Annotated in this window: 15 protein-coding genes, 1 tRNA gene and 1 rRNA gene; 9 read left to right on the forward strand and 8 right to left on the reverse strand. The window is 55.5% G+C overall.

Going from position 1 to position 18,054, the window contains the following annotated elements; genetic code table 11:
- Positions 1-165: 165 nt before the first annotated feature.
- Positions 166-540, forward strand: coding sequence for a cytochrome b562 (locus G5332_RS09420; RefSeq protein WP_005349056.1), 375 nt, complete (start codon positions 166-168; stop codon positions 538-540).
- Positions 521-1,078: a cytochrome b/b6 domain-containing protein gene (locus tag G5332_RS09425; RefSeq protein ID WP_101531414.1), complete on the forward strand. Its 558-nt coding sequence runs from the start codon at positions 521-523 to the stop codon at positions 1,076-1,078. Before G5332_RS09420 ends, G5332_RS09425 begins: the two co-directional genes overlap by 20 nt.
- 164 nt (positions 1,079-1,242) lie before the next feature.
- Here G5332_RS09425 and G5332_RS09430 read toward each other — a convergent pair.
- The 5 genes from G5332_RS09430 to rpsU form a co-directional block, all read right to left on the reverse strand.
- A tRNA-Ile gene (locus G5332_RS09430) sits at positions 1,243-1,319 on the reverse strand.
- A gap of 187 nt (positions 1,320-1,506) precedes the next feature.
- Entirely contained in the window at positions 1,507-3,402 is a 1,896-nt protein-coding gene (gene rpoD / locus G5332_RS09435; RefSeq protein ID WP_263718854.1) for an RNA polymerase sigma factor RpoD, read from the reverse strand.
- 183 nt (positions 3,403-3,585) lie between these two features.
- A complete protein-coding gene (dnaG, locus tag G5332_RS09440) occupies positions 3,586-5,373 on the reverse strand; it encodes a DNA primase (protein ID WP_421311234.1) in 1,788 nt (595 codons plus the stop codon).
- Between the two features lie 88 nt (positions 5,374-5,461).
- Positions 5,462-5,905 (reverse strand): GatB/YqeY domain-containing protein, encoded by a 444-nt coding sequence (locus tag G5332_RS09445; RefSeq protein WP_005349081.1) that lies wholly within the window; start codon positions 5,903-5,905, stop codon positions 5,462-5,464.
- 15 nt (positions 5,906-5,920) lie between these two features.
- Positions 5,921-6,136 (reverse strand): 30S ribosomal protein S21, encoded by a 216-nt coding sequence (gene rpsU / locus G5332_RS09450; RefSeq protein WP_005309452.1) that lies wholly within the window; start codon positions 6,134-6,136, stop codon positions 5,921-5,923.
- A 179-nt stretch (positions 6,137-6,315) separates the two neighbouring features.
- Here rpsU and tsaD point away from each other — a divergent pair, with 179 nt between their 5' ends.
- Entirely contained in the window at positions 6,316-7,329 is a 1,014-nt protein-coding gene (gene tsaD, locus G5332_RS09455; protein WP_005349085.1) for a tRNA (adenosine(37)-N6)-threonylcarbamoyltransferase complex transferase subunit TsaD, read from the forward strand.
- A gap of 242 nt (positions 7,330-7,571) precedes the next feature.
- Here tsaD and G5332_RS09460 read toward each other — a convergent pair whose 3' ends face one another.
- A complete protein-coding gene (locus G5332_RS09460) occupies positions 7,572-8,891 on the reverse strand; it encodes an anaerobic C4-dicarboxylate transporter (RefSeq protein WP_021229055.1) in 1,320 nt (439 codons plus the stop codon).
- 125 nt (positions 8,892-9,016) lie between these two features.
- Entirely contained in the window at positions 9,017-10,459 is a 1,443-nt protein-coding gene (gene aspA, locus G5332_RS09465; RefSeq protein ID WP_005340569.1) for an aspartate ammonia-lyase, read from the reverse strand.
- Positions 10,460-10,901: 442 nt separating this feature from the next.
- Here aspA and G5332_RS09470 point away from each other — a divergent pair, with 442 nt between their 5' ends.
- A complete protein-coding gene (locus G5332_RS09470) occupies positions 10,902-11,378 on the forward strand; it encodes an FxsA family protein (RefSeq protein ID WP_100646746.1) in 477 nt (158 codons plus the stop codon).
- Between the two features lie 34 nt (positions 11,379-11,412).
- Here G5332_RS09470 and G5332_RS09475 read toward each other — a convergent pair whose 3' ends face one another.
- Positions 11,413-12,747 (reverse strand): MATE family efflux transporter, encoded by a 1,335-nt coding sequence (locus G5332_RS09475; protein ID WP_235630050.1) that lies wholly within the window; start codon positions 12,745-12,747, stop codon positions 11,413-11,415.
- Between the two features lie 260 nt (positions 12,748-13,007).
- On the opposite strand from G5332_RS09475, the gene G5332_RS09480 reads away from it, so the two are divergent.
- From G5332_RS09480 to G5332_RS09500, 5 genes are all read left to right on the forward strand, one after another.
- Positions 13,008-13,301: a co-chaperone GroES gene (locus G5332_RS09480; RefSeq protein ID WP_005340573.1), complete on the forward strand. Its 294-nt coding sequence runs from the start codon at positions 13,008-13,010 to the stop codon at positions 13,299-13,301.
- Positions 13,302-13,344: 43 nt separating this feature from the next.
- On the forward strand, positions 13,345-14,979 hold the full coding sequence (gene groL, locus G5332_RS09485; protein ID WP_005341224.1) for a chaperonin GroEL: 1,635 nt from the start codon (positions 13,345-13,347) through the stop codon (positions 14,977-14,979).
- Between the two features lie 104 nt (positions 14,980-15,083).
- Complete coding sequence (locus G5332_RS09490) at positions 15,084-15,584, forward strand: molybdopterin-binding oxidoreductase (RefSeq protein ID WP_421172235.1); 501 nt, start codon at positions 15,084-15,086, stop codon at positions 15,582-15,584.
- 23 nt (positions 15,585-15,607) lie between these two features.
- A complete protein-coding gene (locus tag G5332_RS09495) occupies positions 15,608-17,539 on the forward strand; it encodes a putative bifunctional diguanylate cyclase/phosphodiesterase (RefSeq protein WP_227341942.1) in 1,932 nt (643 codons plus the stop codon).
- Between the two features lie 450 nt (positions 17,540-17,989).
- Positions 17,990-18,054 (forward strand): 16S ribosomal RNA (locus G5332_RS09500); the annotation flags it as partial.

Consider the following 18,054-nt stretch of genomic DNA (forward strand, 5'->3'; position numbering starts at 1 on the left):
ACCAAGCGCAAACAAGCGCGGCATATCTGTCACTATTTGCCACAAAAAACAGCATTTTTCACAAACGTTTCACCATGAGTCATGGCATCATGCTGGTGATGAATTCTTGTTTGGATTCATAAGTACCCCTAACAATTCGAGCATGTCGTTATATAAGGAAATCCCATGTTGAAAACCGTCCGCCCCCTGCTGCTGCCCCTGATGTTTGGCCTGATGACCCTGCCTGCCGTGGCGGGTGATCTGGAACAGCCGATGAAGAAGATTGGCTTCAACTACAAGCAGGCCGTCAAGGCTGATGATGCAGCCACCATGGAGAAGCACATCAACGAGATGAAGGCCCAGCTGGACGTGGCCAAGCAGAAGAACATGCCGGCCGCCAAGAAAGAGAAATTTCTTGAAGGGATGAACGAGGTACAGACCGAGCTGGACGCCAGCCTGGCCGCACTCAAGGCGGGTGATGAGGCCAAGGCGCGCGAACATCTGGCCAAGGTCAACGACCTGAAGAAGGAGTACCACAAATATGCCAAGCAAAAAGGGTGAGCCCTTTCGCTGGGATCCGCTGGTTCGCCTGACCCACTGGGGCTTGGTGGCGGTCTGCATCGGCAACCTCTGGGTTAACGAAGCGGGCGAGGAGTGGCACGAGTGGCTGGGTTACGGCGCCATTGGGCTGGTCTCCTTGCGTCTGCTCTGGGGGCTTACTTTTGCCCGTGGCTACGCTCGCCTTGGTGCCCTCATCCCCAGCGGTGAGGATTTTCGCCAGCAAGCGCGCGAGATGCGTGAGCGGCAGCCTCCGGCACCGGGTCATCACGGCAGCGGCAAACTGGCCGTGTGGGCGCTCTGGCTGGTCGTGCTGGCCACCGCTGGCAGCGGCTGGTTTCAAAATACCGAGACGGGATTTGAACTGGGGGCTGACGAGTGGCATGAGTGGTGCGTGGTGGCGCTGCAGGGGCTGATTGGTCTGCACCTGCTGGCCATCGTCTTCACCTCCTGGCGCCAGCGCAGCAATCTGGTTACCCGGATGCTGCCTGCCATCGGGCGTCGCTCATCCATCCAGAGCGGCAGCAACGAGCAAACCTGAGGCTCAGCATTAGGCTCCTTGTCTCTGAGTGAGGCGCCTGATCCGGACCCTGCCCAGACCCGCCCATGGCGGGTCTTTTCTATGACCTCATCCAGCTCATCACTGGACATTACCCGATCCGCAGATGCAAAAAGGCCGCTCATCATGAGCGGCCTTTTCTAATTTGGTGGCCCCTGGGGGACTTGAACCCACGACCAATCGATTATGAGTCGACTGCTCTGACCAACTGAGCTAAGGGGCCAAATTGTGCGTTTAGCGGCGTGGATTATAGGGGAAGAGGAAAGGGCAGTCTATAGGCATATCAACCACTTGGCGACTAATTGTCCAGCTTGATTGAGGGCGCAAAGCCGGTCGCAAGGGTAAATGCCAGACAAAACAAAGCCCCGCATGGCGGGGCTTTGGCAGAGCAGTTTGACACAGGGTCAGGACTATTCGTCCAGGAAGCTGCGCAGCACTTCCGAGCGGCTCGGGTGGCGCAGTTTGCGCAGTGCCTTGGCTTCGATCTGACGAATACGCTCACGGGTAACGTCGAACTGTTTGCCCACTTCCTCGAGGGTGTGGTCAGTGTTCATGTCGATACCGAAACGCATCCGCAGTACCTTGGCTTCACGGGCGGTCAGGCCAGCCAGCACTTCGCGGGTGGCGTTGCGCAGGCTTTCGCTGGTCGCCGCATCCGCTGGCAGAGCCAGGGTGGTATCTTCGATAAAGTCGCCCAAGTGGGAATCTTCATCATCACCGATGGGCGTCTCCATGGAGATAGGCTCTTTGGCGATCTTCAGTACCTTGCGGATCTTGTCTTCCGGCATGCCCATGCGCATGGCCAGCTCTTCCGGGTTCGGTTCACGACCCATCTCCTGCAGCATCTGACGGGAGATTCGGTTGAGCTTGTTGATGGTCTCGATCATGTGTACCGGGATACGGATGGTACGGGCCTGATCCGCGATGGAGCGGGTAATGGCCTGACGGATCCACCAGGTTGCATAGGTCGAGAACTTGTAGCCACGACGGTATTCAAACTTGTCTACCGCCTTCATCAGACCGATGTTGCCCTCCTGGATCAGATCCAGGAACTGCAGGCCACGGTTGGTGTACTTCTTGGCGATAGAGATAACCAGACGCAAGTTGGCCTCAACCATCTCTTTCTTCGCACGGCGGGCCTTGGCCTCACCGATGCTCATGCGGCGGTTGATATCCTTGATCTGGGCAATCGACAGACCGGTCTCTTCTTCAATCTGCTGCAGCTTGCCGATGGCGCGCTGGATATCCTCGTCCATTTCAACCAGACGAGGAGACCAGGCTTTGCCAGCCTGCTTCTGGTATTCGAACCAGGCAGTTTCACACTCGTTGTTGGTGAAGGCCGCGACGAAGGTTTTCTTCGGCATCTTGGCCTGCTCAACGCAGAGCTTCATGATGATGCGTTCCTGCACGCGGACGCGCTCCATCATTTCACGCATGTTGTTGACCAGGCGATCGAACTGCTTGGGCATCAGGCGGAATTGACGGAATACATCGGCCAGCTGGGCGATGGCGGCCTGGGTATCTTCGTGCGCGCGACCATTCTTCTGAATGGAGAGGCGGGTCACTTCATACTGGGCACGCAGTTCACCAAACTTCTCGCGAGCGACTTCCGGATCCGGACCACCGTCACCGTCGTCGTCAGAGCTGTCGCCATCTTCGTCTTCGTCTTCTTCGTCTTCTTCATCTTCGTCGGCCAGATCGTCTTCGCCGAGCTCGGAACCGATATGCGTGGCGGTAGGCGCCATATCTTCAGTTTCGTTCGGGTCAATAAAGCCAGAGATAATGTCAGAGAGACGCAGCTGCTCGGCTTCGTACTTGTCGTACTGTTCGAGCAGGTAAGTAATTGCTTCAGGGTACTCGGCTACGGAGCTTTGTACCTGGTTGATACCGTCTTCGATCCGCTTGGCGATGTCGATTTCGCCTTCACGGGTCAGCAGTTCGACGGTACCCATTTCCCGCATGTACATGCGGACGGGATCGGTCGTGCGACCAATCTCAGATTCAACAGATGCCAGAGCCTGGGCCGCTGCTTCGGCAGCGTCCTCATCGGCGGTACCACCTTCAGCCATGATAAGGTCATCGGCATCCGGAGCGTTTTCAACCACTTGAATGCCCATATCGTTGATCATCTGAATGATGTCTTCGATCTGGTCTGAATCGACAATGTCTTGCGGGAGGTGATCGTTCACCTCGGCATAGGTCAGGTAGCCCTGTTCTTTACCTTTGGCAACGAGGAGTTTAAGCTGAGACTGCGGGGTTTGCTCCATAGAACTCATCCGGTTGGTGTTGCTAGGTTGCGCGTACAGTGCGCTGCTGCGCAAATAGCCAATTCTAATAGAAAACCGCCAGACATGCTATGTCTGGTTGCGGCGTCGGTCATGAGAAACCCCTGCCCGCAGTATTGTCGGGGCCAGGCGGTTATAAAAATTTTGCTTTTCATCCCGTCGATTCGGGCAACGCTATCCATATTGGGACTAATCACTCAAATATCAAGCCCCACTCTCATTTCTTTTCTCAATTTGCACCTCTCTTATCAGCATCATCAGCTCTTGGGTTTCTTCGGAGCTTAGTCCTTCCTGAGCAACTTTGGCCTGCAATTCTTCGATCCGCTGTTTCAGAAACTGGTTGATGAAGCCGACGAAGGTGTCCTGCAATTCTCCCAGAATATCCGGCTCCTGATCGAGTTTGATCTCCTCGAACAGGTCGTGCATGGCCAGCTGAGCAAGGATCTCTCCCTCCTTGGTTCCACGCCAGTGTTCCAGCAGGATACCGGTTGTGATACCGGGCTGGGCCAGGATTTGCTGGTGCAGTTGCAGCAGGAACTTGATGCCCTGTACGCGTAGTCCGGCCAATTCCGGCATGGGGGGAAGCTCAGCCGTTACTGCCGGATATTGCACCATCAGTGCCAGCGCACGCCGCAGCGGTGTCAGCTTGGCTGCCTTGGGTTTGTTGACCTCGGCCTTGGGCTGACTGTTGCGGGCAAAGAGCTCGGCGATGCGCTGTTTGTTCTCGCCCCAGCGCATCATGCTGGAGAGACGAGTGATCAGCCCTTCGCGGGTAAACCCTTCCGGTACGCGACGAATAAGCTCGGCAGCCTTGTTGGCTACTTCGAACTTGCCCGCCTCACCGGAGAGCGCCGCATCGCGACCGAGACGCTCGAACATGAAGTCGGCGAACGGTTGGGCTTCATCGAGCAGGGCTTCAAAGCCCTCCTTGCCGATCTGGCGTACCAGAGAGTCGGGATCCTCGCCATCGGGCAGGAACACGAACTTCAGCTCGCGGCCATCCTGCAGATGAGGGAGGGCATTATCCAGCGCGCGCCAGGCGGCTTCACGACCGGCGTTGTCACCGTCGTAGCAGCAGACTACCTCGGCGGTGGTGCGAAACAGGGTGTGGATATGGTCGCTGGTCGTTGCAGTACCCAGCGCCGCCACCGCATAGTCGATGTCGTACTGACCGAGTGCCACCACATCCATGTAGCCTTCCACCACCAGGATCCGGCGTGGATCCTTGTGTGCCTGCTTCACCTCGTAGAGACCGAACAGCTCCCGCCCTTTATGGAAGATGGGGGTCTCCGGCGAGTTCAGGTATTTGGGGGTACCATCACCCAGCACCCGGCCACCAAAACCGATGACCCGGCCACGCTTGTCACGGATCGGGAACATGATGCGATCGCGGAAACGATCATAACTCCCCGGGCTATTGTCACGGGTGATCAGCATGCCGCCCGAGATAAGCAACTGCTCGTGATCCCGGCTGGTACCAAAGCGGCGGCGCACCTGATCCCAATCGCTAGGTGCATAGCCAATGTTGAATCGTTTGACCACTTCACCGGTCAGACCGCGGCCTTTGAGGTACTCCACCGCATGGGGAGCGCTCTTGAGATTGCTCTCGTAGAAGCGGGCGATCTGGTTCATCAGCTCGAACAGATCCTTGCTGACTGCGGGCTGGCTATTGGCCGAGCCGCCGATGCTCTGCTCGCGAGGTACCTGCATGCCTTGCATGCTGGCGAGCTCTTCGATGGCATCGGGAAATTCGAGACCGTCGTACTCCATGACAAAGCCGATGGCGTTGCCGTGGGCGCCACAACCGAAACAGTGGTAGAACTGCTTCTCCTGGCTGACCGTAAAAGAGGGGCTTTTTTCGTTATGAAAAGGGCAGCAAGCCTGGTAATTCTTACCGGCTTTTTTCAGCCGCACTCGCGAGTCGATCAGCTCGACTATGTCTGTGCGTACGAGCAGATCGTCGATAAAGGATTGGGGGATCCTGCCTGCCATAACCGTCCTGTTTCATTGCGGAGAAAATAAAAAAGCCGCGCATTCCAAGGGAAGCACGGCTTCTTCGACCAAACAAGAGAGTTGCCTGTTACGCCAAGCGGGTTTTCACCTGAGCACTGACGGCGCCGACATCGGCACGCCCCTGAATTTTCGGCTTCAAGACAGCCATGACCTTGCCCATATCAGCCATGACGGCAGCACCACTTTCAGTGATGGCTTGCTCGATCAGGGCGGCAATTTCATCTGCGGTCAGCTGTTGCGGCAGGAATTCCTGCAACACAACGATCTCGGCGGACTCTTTGTCGGCGAGATCCTGGCGACCGGCAGCCTCAAATTGGCTGATGGAATCGCGGCGCTGTTTGACCATTTTGGTCACGACAGCGAGGATATCCTCATCATTCAGCTCGATACGGGTATCGACTTCACGTTGCTTGATTTCTGCCATCAACAAGCGGATCGCTCCCAGACGTGCCTTATCTTTGGCAAGCATGGCGAGCTTTTGCTGATCCTTGAGTTGATCCTTCAGAGACACGGCAATATCTCCCGATTAGTACAGGCGGATACGACGTGCGTTTTCGCGAGACAGCTTCTTGGCGTGACGCTTGACAGCAGACGCTTTGGCGCGCTTACGAATGGTAGTCGGCTTCTCGTAGAACTCACGGCTACGAACTTCGGACAGGATACCGGCTTTTTCGCAAGAACGCTTGAAACGACGCAGAGCAACGTCAAACGGCTCATTTTCACGGACTTTGATTACTGGCATGTGCCTTTCACCTCAGTGATAAATTGTTAGCTGACCTTCAATCGATCAGCATGTCTTAAAATGGTGCGAAATTATACTCTGGACAGGGAATGAAAGTAAACCCGCAGAGATCGCTCTGGTTTAAAAAACCCGCGAAGGTTACCATAGCCGTCTCATTTTAGCAGTGAAATTTTTTAGCAATGCGTGTATTGGGCATAGAGACATCCTGTGACGAAACCGGGATCGCGATCTTCGACGATCAAAAAGGGATCCTTTCCCATCAGTTATACAGCCAGGTCAAGCTGCATGCGGACTACGGTGGCGTTGTCCCCGAGCTCGCCAGCCGGGATCATGTTCGCAAGACGATCCCGTTGATCCAGGCCGCATTGCAAGAGGCGGGACTGGGCAAAGATGACATCGACGGCATCGCGTATACCGCGGGTCCGGGTCTGGTTGGCGCCATTCTGGTGGGCGCCACTATTGGTCGTTCGCTGGCGATGGCATGGAACAAGCCGGCTATCGCCGTCCATCATATGGAAGGCCACCTGCTGGCCCCCATGCTGGAAGAGAAGGCCCCCGAGTTCCCCTTCGTGGCGCTGCTGGTCTCCGGTGGTCACTCCATGCTGGTACGGGTTGATGGCATCGGCAGTTATCAGCTGTTGGGCGAATCCATCGACGATGCCGCTGGCGAAGCGTTCGACAAGACCGCCAAGCTGATGGGGCTGGACTATCCGGGTGGTCCGCTGCTCTCCCGTTTGGCCGAGAAGGGCACCACCGGACGTTTCCACTTCCCCCGTCCCATGACTGACCGTCCCGGGCTCGACATGAGCTTCTCCGGCCTCAAGACCTTCACAGCCAACACCATCGCCGCCAATGGTGATGATGAGCAGACCCGTGCCGATATCGCTCGGGCGTTTGAAGATGCGGTGGTTGATACCCTGGCCATCAAGTGCCGTCGTGCTTTGAAAGAGACCGGTCTTAAGCGTCTGGTGGTTGCCGGTGGCGTCAGTGCCAACCGTCATCTGCGTGCCCAGCTGGCGGAGCTGATGGAGAGCCTCAAGGGCGAGGTGTTCTATCCGCGCACTGAATATTGCACCGATAACGGCGCCATGATTGCCTATGCCGGTATGCAGCGCCTGAAAGCGGGCGTGTTTGAGCCGCTGGCGGTCAAAGCCGTGCCGCGCTGGCCGCTGGATACCCTGGATCCGGTCTGATCCGACGGATCCCGCCTTCTGGCGTGGTGGTGAGTACCATGGTGGCCTATCGCTCCTGCAATCCGGCAGCGGTGGTTATAGCGCCGCTGGCACGCTGTTGTGGTGTCTGCTGTCGCCGTGGTTGAGCCATCCGGATAAGACGTCAGGTCTCTTGCTGCCAGACAGCCAAGCACAGAGTAAAGAGATAAAAAAATCCCCGCCAACTGGCGGGGATTTTTATTTGGCGATCGGCAGGCGATGAATTACAGCAAGATGCCGCCGAAGAAGAAGCCCAGCGCCACGGCGATGGCGATGGTGGCGGTGCCCGGTACGAAGAAGGGGTGGTTGAAGACCGCCTTACCGATACGGGTGGATCCGGTGTCGTCCATCTCTACCGCAGCCAGCAGGGTCGGGTAGGTCGGCAGTACAAACAGGGCGCTCACGGCTGCGAAAGAGGCAATCGCAGTCAGCGGGCTGACACCCAGTGCCAGAGCGGCAGGCATCAGGGCTTTGGTGGTTGCACCCTGTGAGTAGAGCAGCATGGCGGCAAAGAACAGTACCACGGCCAGCAGCCAGGAGTACTGGTTCAGCAGGTCGCCAGCGATCAGCTGGATGGTGTCCATGTTGCCTTTCACGAAGACGTTACCCAGCCAGGCGACACCCAGTACGCAGATACAGGCGGACATACCGGACTTGAAGGTCGGCATGTTGGTGACCTGGGTGGCGTCCAGTTTGCACACCAGGGTCATGATGGTGGCCGCGGCCAGCATGATGCCCATGATGGCGCCGTCACGGGGGATTGGCGGGTTGGTGATCAGACCCACTTTACCGGAGATGGCAGTGGCATAAGCCATGACAGCAACGATGGCGGCGATGAAGATCCAGACAGACAGTTTGGCGTACGGTTTGATCTCGAGCTTGGTAGTACCACGCAGTTTGATCAGGCCCTTGGCTTTACGCTCTAGATAGACTTCGTCCTGCTCCAGCGGCTTGCCCATCATGTTGGCAATGAAGGCGCCCAGGATACAGGCCAGGAAGGTGGAGGGGATGCAGATGGCCAGCAGGGTCAGGTAGTCAACACCAAATGGCTCGAGCATGCCGGAGAAGGCAACCACAGCGGCAGAGATCGGGGAGGCTGTGATGGCGATCTGGGAGGCGACAACCGCGATGGAGAGCGGACGGGATGGGCGGATCCCTTGCTCTTTGGCCACTTCCGCGATCACCGGCAGGGTGGAGAAGGCGGTATGACCGGTACCGGCCAGCATGGTCATCAGGTAGGTGACCACCGGGGCGGCGAAGGTGATGTATTTGGGGTTCTTGCGCAGCGCTTTTTCTGCCAGGAAGACCAGGTAGTCCATCCCGCCAGCCAGTTGCATACAGGCGATGGCGCAGATGACGGACGCGATGATCATGATCACATCCCAAGGGATGTAGCTGACCAGTTGATCGCTCGGGATGGGCATGCCCAGACCCCACGTCAATACCAGTACCCCCAGACCACCGGCAAAGCCGATGCCGATGCTGCCTATCCGGGCCCCCAGATAGATAGCGGCGAGCACGACAAGTAACTCGATTCCAATCATAGCGATAACTCCATTTTTTAGTTTTTGGTTTTTATTTGGCAAAAAGCCAATTCCCGATCGGGCTGGGGATAAAGACCAATCGGGAACTGACTTTATGGGCCGGGAAGATCCCGGCCCACACTCGCTTATACGGCAGCTTCGCGGGTGAAACGCTTGGCTTTGTATTGCGGGTTCATCAGGTTCTCGATGGAGAGAATTTCGTCCAGCTGCTCGGCGCTCAGCAGGCCACGCTCAAGAACGACTTCGCGGACGTTTTTGCCGGTCTGGGCACAGATCTTGCCGACGATATCCCCTTCGTGGTGGCCGATGAAGGGGTTCAGGTAGGTCACGATACCGATGGAGTTCAGCACGTGATTCATGCAGATTTCCGGGTTGGCGGTGATACCTTCCACGCACTTCTCGCGCAGGGAAATACAGGCTTTTTCCATCAGGCTCAGGGATTCGAACATTGCCTGACCAATCACCGGCTCCATGACGTTCAGCTGCAGCTGACCGGCTTCAGCGGCGAAGGTGATGGTGATGTCGTTACCGAATACCTTGAAGCAGGATTGGTTGACCACTTCCGGGATAACCGGGTTGACCTTGGCCGGCATGATGGAGGAACCCGCCTGCATTTCCGGCAGGTTGATCTCTTTCAGAGCAGTGCGCGGGCCGGAGGAGAGCAGACGCAGGTCGTTACAGATCTTGGACAGCTTCATGGCCAGACGCTTGATGGCGCCGTGCAGCATGACGTAGGCGCCACAGTCGGAGGTCGCTTCGATCAGGTCTTCTGCCGGCACATAGGCACGACCGGTGATCTCGGCCAGACGCTTGATGGCCAGTGCAGAGTACTCGGGCGGAGTGTTCAGACCGGTACCGATGGCGGTCGCGCCCAAGTTCACTTCCAGCAGCAGCTCCTGGCAACGCTTGATGGACTTGATCTCTTCACGCAGGGTCACGGCGAACGCGTGGAACTCCTGACCCAGGGTCATCGGAACTGCATCTTGCAGCTGGGTACGGCCCATCTTCAGGATGTTTTTGAACTCTTTCGCTTTGGCATCGAATGCCGCGATCAGGTGCTCCAGCGCGTGCAGAGTCACGTCAGTGCTGTTGACCACAGCAACGCGGAAGCCGGTGGGGTAGGCATCGTTGGTGGACTGGCACTTGTTGACGTGATCGTTCGGGTTGATGACGTCGTAACGGCCTTTCTCCAGACCCATGATTTCCAGGGCGATGTTGGCCAGTACTTCGTTGGTGTTCATGTTGACGGAGGTGCCGGCACCACCCTGGTAAACGTCGACCGGGAACTGGTCGAAGCATTTGCCGGTGTTCAGCATCAGGTCGCAGGCTTCTACGATCTTGTCAGCAATTTCAGGACGGATGGTACCCAGTTCACCGTTTGCCAGCGCAGCGGCCTTCTTGGTCAGCACCATACCGCGGACGAATTCCGGAACGTCAGAAATCTTCTGAGAGCTGATCTTGAAGTTCTCGACAGCGCGCAGGGTGTGCACACCGTAGTAGAGATCATTGGAAACTTCTTTGGTGCCCAGCAGGTCTTCTTCAATGCGGACGTTCTTGATGTCGCTCATTGTAATGCCTCAGAAATCAGATAAATGGAAAAATCCTCACCGAGTGGTCGCGAGTTCCTTGCGCACAGCTCATCCTGAAGCACCACACATCGAGTGGGGCGGTTGGGAGAATGACCTCCCGAAAAACTAATCAATATACTACTCCAATTGAGGTATCGGTTATTAGAGGTGGATCACTAAATTTGCGACATTTTCAAATTACTTTGAGGAAAGTACACATATGTTATGAAGTTTTTATCATGATGATTTTTATAAATTTTTGTGACTTTTTGCTGGTTTTTTAGATTGCTGATGACGTAGGTGTCAGTTGGTCAACTTGAAAAGAGGGGGGCTGCCCCCATTTATTCAGGGCAGAAAGTGGTGATGACGGGGCGGCAAAATCGCCTCCGGCCATCGTTGGATGGGCGCCACTTTTTCTCAATTTACCGGTGCTGGAGTGGATATGGGCAAGTTGTTTTTGTTGTTGGTGGGTCTGGTTGTGCTGGAGCTCACCGTGATGATCGAGGTCGGCTCGGTAATCGGGGCGCTGCCGACTGTCGGCTTGCTCATTCTGACTGCTGTATTGGGCTCCTCGCTGGTGCGCAGTGAAGGGATCAAGACCCTGTTCAGCGCCCAGCAAAAGATGCAGATGGGCGAGATGCCGGGCCGCGAGGTGATGGGAGGCATGATGCTGGCGTTGGCCGGCTTGCTGCTGATTATCCCGGGTTTCGTGACCGACATTTTCGGTGTGCTGTTGCTGCAGCCCTGGCTGCGCAACAAACTGGCTGACAAGCTGATCGGCAGCAGCCAGTTCCGGATGCAGATGGGTGGCTTCCAGCGTACTCAATCGCCGTTTGGCAACGCACCGTCCGATGATCATCTGGGGAACGCCAAGCAGGGCGGCGCCACCATCGAAGGCGAATTTGAGCGCAAAGAGTAATCGATGAGACGAAAACCCGAGGCGAGTGACTGAATCAGGGTTTGCCCTGATGGCACAGCGCCTCGAAGCGGTGTCGGGCATACCACCATGCGAGGGTGCCCGCCGCCAGATTGGCCAGCAGTATCCCCAGATATATCCCCTGTTCTCCCCCCAGCTTTGCCCCCAGCCAGGCTCCTGGCAACAGAAAACCAAACAGTCGCAATCCGTTGAATAAGAACGAAATACTGGATGCTCGCACGCCATTGAGTGCCGAGGCCAGCAGCATCACCATGCCCTGAAAGCCGTAACCGATCGGCACCAGATGCAGATAGAGGATGATAAGGCGAATGACCTGCGGATGATCGCTGAACAGATTGGCGATGAGTGGCGCCAGTAGCCAGGTCAGGCCATAGATGGCGAGCTGGAACAGCAACGCAAACCTCATGCAGCTTTGCAGAGCAGCTTTGGCGCGGGCCGGATTGCCAGCGCCGCAGTTTTGCGAGATGAAAGGGGCCAGTACGGAGGCGAGGGCCATCATCACAATCAGCAACAGCGCCTCGACCCGCGATGCGGCGCCGTAAGCGGCTACCACCTCGGTACCCAGGCCCGCAAAGATCGTCATCAGCACCGCATTGGCCAAGGGGTTGAGCATATTGGTAAAAGAGGCGGGGACGGCGACATGGAGTAACGCCCGCCAGTGGGACAGCAACCGGGCCCGCGGCGAGAGGCGCCACAGCAGCAAGCCTTCCCGATGACGCAGGATATAGAGGCTGACCAGCATCGCCATCAACCAAGAGATAGAGGTGGCGATGGCGGCCCCGCGGATCCCCCACTCGGGAAAGGGGCCGATGCCGAAGATCAACAGAGGGTCCAGTACCCCGTTGACCAGCCCGGCTACGGCCATCACCAGACTGGGGGTTTTGGTATCGCCGGTCGCCCGGATGGCGGCATTGCCCACCATGGGCAGCACCAGCATGGGGACTGTGAGATACCAGATCAGCATATAGTCATGGATGAGAGAGATAAGCTCGGCACTGGCCCCCAGCAGAGTAAACAGAGGCTTGATGGTGAGAGCTCCCCCCGCGGAGAGCAGGGCCACCATGATGACCGCCAGAAACAGGCTGTCGGTGGCGAGATGGGCCGCCTCATCGTGTTTGCCCTGCCCCAGGGTATGACCGATCACCGCTGACAATCCGGCGCCCAATCCCATCGCCAGCGAGGTAACCACAAAAGTGACGGGAAAGGTAAAACTGATGGCGGCCAGAGCTTCGGTGCCCAGCATACCGATAAAAAAGGTATCGACCAGATTGAAGGCCAGAATGGCGATGATGCCGAAGATCATGGGGCCCGTCATCTGGCGCAGTACGACAGGAATAGGGGCTGTCAGCATGGGGTTGGTGCGGGTCAAGGGCTCGTCTCTACAGCTGGCTTTGAAGGTTCTGGCATGGAAACCAGGCGGCTTGAACCGACCTTGCTCCAGAGTGCGGACACGGCTGAACCATCGAAGATGTTTATAGTACGTGAAAAAATTTTTTTTGTATTTGCCCTTGAAGGGTTAGCAACTCTGCCCCACATCAGGGACATATCTAATTTGGCCTGGAACGGCCATTCCTCAAAGCAACAATGAGACTCATTTTGGGAGAGTTATCGATGAAAATTCGTCCACTGCACGACCGCGTCATCATCAAGCGCATCGAAGCTGAAGCCAAATCTGCCGGCGGTATCGTCTTGACTGGTACTGCGGCCCAGAAGTCCACCCGTGGTGAAGTGCTTGCCGTGGGGACTGGTCGCATCCTGGATAATGGCGAAGTCAAAGCGCTGGCCGTGAAGGTTGGTGACAAAGTTATCTTCAACGAAGGCTACGGTGTGAAGACCGAGAAGCTGGATGGTCAGGACGTCCTGATCCTCTCCGAAACCGACATCCTGGCGATTGTCGAAGAGTAATCCATCCTCCTTTTCCCCGAATTGATTTAAGGATTGAAGAAAAATGGCAGCTAAAGACGTTAAGTTTGGTAACGAAGCCCGCATCAAGATGCTGGAAGGCGTAAACATCCTGGCTGATGCCGTCAAGGTGACTCTGGGCCCGAAAGGCCGCAACGTGGTGCTGGACAAGTCCTTCGGCGCCCCGACCATCACTAAAGATGGTGTATCTGTTGCGCGCGAAATCGAGCTGGAAGACAAGTTCCAGAACATGGGCGCCCAGATGGTCAAGGAAGTGGCTTCCAAGGCGAACGATGCCGCCGGTGACGGTACCACTACTGCAACCGTTCTGGCTCAGGCTATCGTCAACGAAGGTCTGAAAGCCGTTGCCGCCGGTATGAACCCGATGGATCTGAAGCGCGGTATCGACAAGGCCGTTGTGGCTGCTGTTGCCGAGCTGCAAGCACTGTCTCAGCCGTGTGCCGACAGCAATGCCATCGCTCAGGTTGGCACCATCTCCGCCAACTCCGACGAGAAAGTGGGCAAGCTGATTGCTGAAGCCATGGACAAAGTGGGTCGCGATGGCGTCATCACCGTTGAAGATGGTCAGGGTCTGGAAGATGAGCTGGCAGTTGTTGAAGGTATGCAGTTCGACCGCGGCTACCTGTCCCCCTACTTCATCAACAAGCAAGAGACCGGTTCCGTTGAACTGGACGACCCGTTCATCCTGCTGGTTGACAAGAAAGTCTCCAACATCCGCGAAATGCTGCCGGTGCTGGAAGGCGTTGCCAAAGCTGGCAAGCCGCTGCTGATTGTTGCTGAAGACGTGGAAGGCGAAGCCCTGGCGACTCTGGTGGTCAACACCATGCGCGGTATCGTGAAAGTGGCTGCCGTCAAGGCGCCTGGCTTCGGTGACCGTCGCAAGGCCATGCTGCAGGATATCGCCGTACTGACTGGCGGTACTGTCATCTCCGAAGAAGTTGGCATGGAGCTGGAAAAAGCGACTCTGGAAGATCTGGGTCGTGCCAAGCGCATCGTCATCACCAAAGAGAACACCACCATCATCGATGGCGTGGGTGATGCCGGTGTGATCGAAGGTCGTGTTGCCCAGATCCGTCAGCAGATCGAAGAGACTTCCTCCGACTACGACCGTGAGAAGTTGCAAGAGCGCGTAGCCAAGCTGGCAGGCGGTGTTGCCGTAATCAAGGTGGGTGCTGCTACCGAAGTCGAGATGAAAGAGAAGAAAGCTCGCGTAGAAGATGCTCTGCATGCTACCCGTGCTGCTGTTGAAGAGGGTGTGGTTGCCGGTGGTGGTGTTGCGCTGGTTCGCGTTGCAGCCAAACTGGCTGGCCTGCGCGGTGACAACGAAGACCAGAACGTCGGTATCAAGGTTGCCCTGCGTGCCATGGAAGCCCCGCTGCGTCAAATCGTCATCAACGCCGGTGAAGAAGCCTCCGTCATCGCCAACGCGGTGAAGAATGGTGAAGGCAACTTCGGTTACAACGCTTACACCGAGCAGTACGGTGACATGCTGACCATGGGTATTCTGGATCCGACCAAGGTCACCCGCTCTGCTCTGCAGTTCGCCTCTTCTATCGCCGGCCTGATGATCACCACCGAGTGCATGGTGACCGAGCTGCCGAAGAAAGATGCTCCAGCCATGCCTGATATGGGTGGCATGGGCGGCATGGGCATGATGTAATCATCATCCCGGCTCTGTTTGAGAAACGGCTCGCCTTGGCGGGCCGTTTTTTTATATCTGACTAAACTGAGTCTGTTGATAGCAGAAAAGTGTATGGAGGAAAGATGAAGGTGCTCAGATGGATAACTCTGCTGTTTGCATTGATTACCATGCCGCTGTTGGCTGCCGAGGCCCTCAAGGGACCAGTGATCTTGAAAGTAAGCGGCAATATCAGAGCCGCAGATGAGGTCGATGGCAAAGTGCTTTTTGACTTGGCCACGCTGCAGGCATTGCCGCAATATGAGATAGTCACCAGCAACCCTTGGGTTGATAAACCTCACAAGTACAGAGGGCCCAAGGTGGCGGATGTGCTGGCCGCAGTGGGGGCTAATGGCAAGAGCATAACCCTGACAGCATTGAACAGTTTCCAGATCCGCATCAATTGGGACAAAGTTGCCAAGTATAACCCTATTCTTGCTTGGGAAGATGACGGGGTAGCCATGAGGGTCCGTGACAAGGGGCCGCTCTGGTTTATGTTGCCTCTTGATCAATATCCGGAGCTGAAGCGCTCTGAATATACCGACATGATGATTTGGCAGCTGGATCTGATAGATATTCAACACTGATAAAAGAGTCACGGGAGCACGGGGTGAAAGGAAAGACTAGGGCGTGGCCACTGCTCGTCATTCTGTATGTATCCATCCTGTCGTTTACCGGGAGCACCCTTTATTGTCTGGTTCAGCTCCAGAATGCGACCAGAGCGATGGAGAAATATACCTATGATGTCTCCTGGGCGCTGATGCAGCTGCAGCTCGAGTTGGGGCGTTTCCTCAGTGCTGTAGAGGTCTACCATTATGGTGGAATAGAGCACAATGACCTGATGTTGCGCTATGACATTCTTTGGAGCAGAACCCCCATCCTGTTGAGCGGTCAGTTGCGTAAAAGCATGCAGGATAAGCAGAAAACCTTGCGCTTGGTGCAACTGATTGAAAACAACATTCGCGATATAGAGCCTGTCATTACCAAGCTGCAGAGCGGAGACTCTGTCTACCAGCAAATAATGATGCGCCTAGCCCCCTTGCAGGAGCCTTTATCCTATGCACTAGCTTCCGTTATGCAGAAGAACATCAACATCTACTCAGAGAATGATCGCCATTTTGGTCAATTGCGTAATGCTCTGCTGTTGATGGTGTCTGGGTTGGTTATCTCGGTTTTACTCCTTAGCTCGCTTCTTGTATATGAAGCTCGACGTCACTTTAGGGCAGCAAGGCGTGACCCGTTGACGGGTCTCTCCAATCGGGTGGCATTGCTGGAACGGATGGAGCTCTGTGCCACTCAGGAGGTGCCTTTCGGATTGGTATTGGTCGATATCAACGACTTCAGAGATATCAACAGCAAGTTTGGTTATGACGCGGGCGATTTTTTGCTCAGTGAATTGGCCAGACGGATCAGATTGCTCTGTGAAGAAGGGGAGTGGAGTGGTCGGTTGGGTGGCGATCAATTTGCCATTATCCAGCGTGGTAGCAGCGATCTGCGTCAGGTCAGGGAGCTGGTAGCGCGACTGCTGCACGTTCTGAAGCAAGATATCGTCTATGATAACTATCCCTTCCGGCTCGAGGTGGGGATCGGGATTGCCTTCTATCCGATGGACAGCGATAAAACACAGGAGTTATTGAGTCGTGCGGAACAGGCTCTGTTCCATAGCCGCAAGACCCATGTCCCCTATGTGATTTACGATAACTCCTTGCTCAACGAGACGGCGCGGCGCAAGCATTTGGCCTCGGACATGATCATGGCGCTGGAACACAATGCGTTGGAACTCTATTACCAACCCATCGTCAATCTCGAGAGTGGTCGTTGTGAAGCTGTCGAGGCACTGCTGCGCTGGCGGCATCCGGAGCTGGGCTTTATTCCGCCAAACGAAGTGATCATGGTGGCTGAGGAGTTCCAGCTTGCAGAGCGTCTGGGTGGCTGGGTGTTGAACACCGCTTGCGAGCAGCTTTATCAGTGGCATCAGTTGGGTATGGTCGACCTGCAGATGTGCGTGAATGTCTCGCCGGGCATGTACCAGCGCAATTTGCTCAAATTGGTGGCCAAGGCATTGATGGAGCACCACCTGCCAGCCAGCAGTCTGGTTTTGGAGGTCACTGAAGATACCACCATGCGCGAAGTGAAGAATTCGCTGCAACTGATGCAGGATCTCAATCAACAGGGTGTGTTGCTGGCATTAGACGATTTTGGGACTGGTTATTCATCTTTGAGTTATCTGCAAAAGCTACCTGTGAGCAAGGTGAAGATTGACCGCTCCTTCATACAGGGCATTGATACTTCCATGGAGGCATCCGAGCTGGTCGCCAATATTTGCCGGATGGGATCCATGTTGGGCAAGAGTCTGGTTTGTGAAGGGATTGAGACTCAGGCCCAGCTTGATGTACTGCGATCCCTGACCGATATCCACTTGTATGGACAGGGCTATCTGTTCAGCCGGCCAGAACAGGCGGAGAAAATCTATCAAACTTTGCTGGAGATGGAGGAGCTTTGGCTGGCGCGTCAACAATCGGAAATGGCTTATATGAGTTAAGAAGAGGCTTGCCTGTCATCTGCCTCCATAATGTGTGATTTAGCTCGAATTTTCTTCTTGTTGTTTGTTGTTTGAACGGTTGTGCGGTCTTATCAAAAAAATATGCAAATTACCCTTGCCAGAAAGAATCGGCTCCCTATAATGCGCCTCCATCGACAGGGCAAGCGGCAACGCAAACAACCTCGTCGATAACCTCGAAAAGCCTTTGAAAATAAGGCTTGACTCGAGAGGGCGGTTGAGTAGAATTCCACTCCCGCAGCAACACACTGTTGCGTCGCTCTTTAACAATTTGAATCAAGCAATCTGTGTGGGCACTCACAGCATCGAACATCAAAAACAATTTTTGATTTTCAATGTCTGATGAAGTGACCAAGACGATTTCTTAGCAATAAGAAGTCGAACAGTTTATTTCAGCAATTCATTGAGCCGCTTTTCGAAGCAACCAAACTTAAATTGAAGAGTTTGATCATGGCTCAGATTGAACGCTGGCGGCAGGCCTAACACATGCAAGTCGA

The sequence above is a fragment of the Aeromonas sp. 603757 genome (assembly GCF_049171255.1).
Lineage (GTDB): Bacteria > Pseudomonadota > Gammaproteobacteria > Enterobacterales > Aeromonadaceae > Aeromonas > Aeromonas veronii_A.

Coding starts and splice junctions, on each gene's coding strand:
- G5332_RS09480 (WP_005340573.1), top strand. CDS start 13,008: ATGAAAATTCGTCCACTGCACGACCGCGTCATCATCAAGCGCATCGAA.
- G5332_RS09420 (WP_005349056.1), top strand. CDS start 166: ATGTTGAAAACCGTCCGCCCCCTGCTGCTGCCCCTGATGTTTGGCCTG.
- G5332_RS09490 (WP_421172235.1), top strand. CDS start 15,084: ATGAAGGTGCTCAGATGGATAACTCTGCTGTTTGCATTGATTACCATG.
- G5332_RS09470 (WP_100646746.1), top strand. CDS start 10,902: ATGGGCAAGTTGTTTTTGTTGTTGGTGGGTCTGGTTGTGCTGGAGCTC.
- aspA (WP_005340569.1), bottom strand. CDS start 10,459: ATGAGCGACATCAAGAACGTCCGCATTGAAGAAGACCTGCTGGGCACC.
- G5332_RS09460 (WP_021229055.1), bottom strand. CDS start 8,891: ATGATTGGAATCGAGTTACTTGTCGTGCTCGCCGCTATCTATCTGGGG.
- groL (WP_005341224.1), top strand. CDS start 13,345: ATGGCAGCTAAAGACGTTAAGTTTGGTAACGAAGCCCGCATCAAGATG.
- tsaD (WP_005349085.1), top strand. CDS start 6,316: ATGCGTGTATTGGGCATAGAGACATCCTGTGACGAAACCGGGATCGCG.
- dnaG (WP_421311234.1), bottom strand. CDS start 5,373: ATGGCAGGCAGGATCCCCCAATCCTTTATCGACGATCTGCTCGTACGC.
- rpsU (WP_005309452.1), bottom strand. CDS start 6,136: ATGCCAGTAATCAAAGTCCGTGAAAATGAGCCGTTTGACGTTGCTCTG.
- G5332_RS09425 (WP_101531414.1), top strand. CDS start 521: ATGCCAAGCAAAAAGGGTGAGCCCTTTCGCTGGGATCCGCTGGTTCGC.
- G5332_RS09475 (WP_235630050.1), bottom strand. CDS start 12,747: ATGCTGACAGCCCCTATTCCTGTCGTACTGCGCCAGATGACGGGCCCC.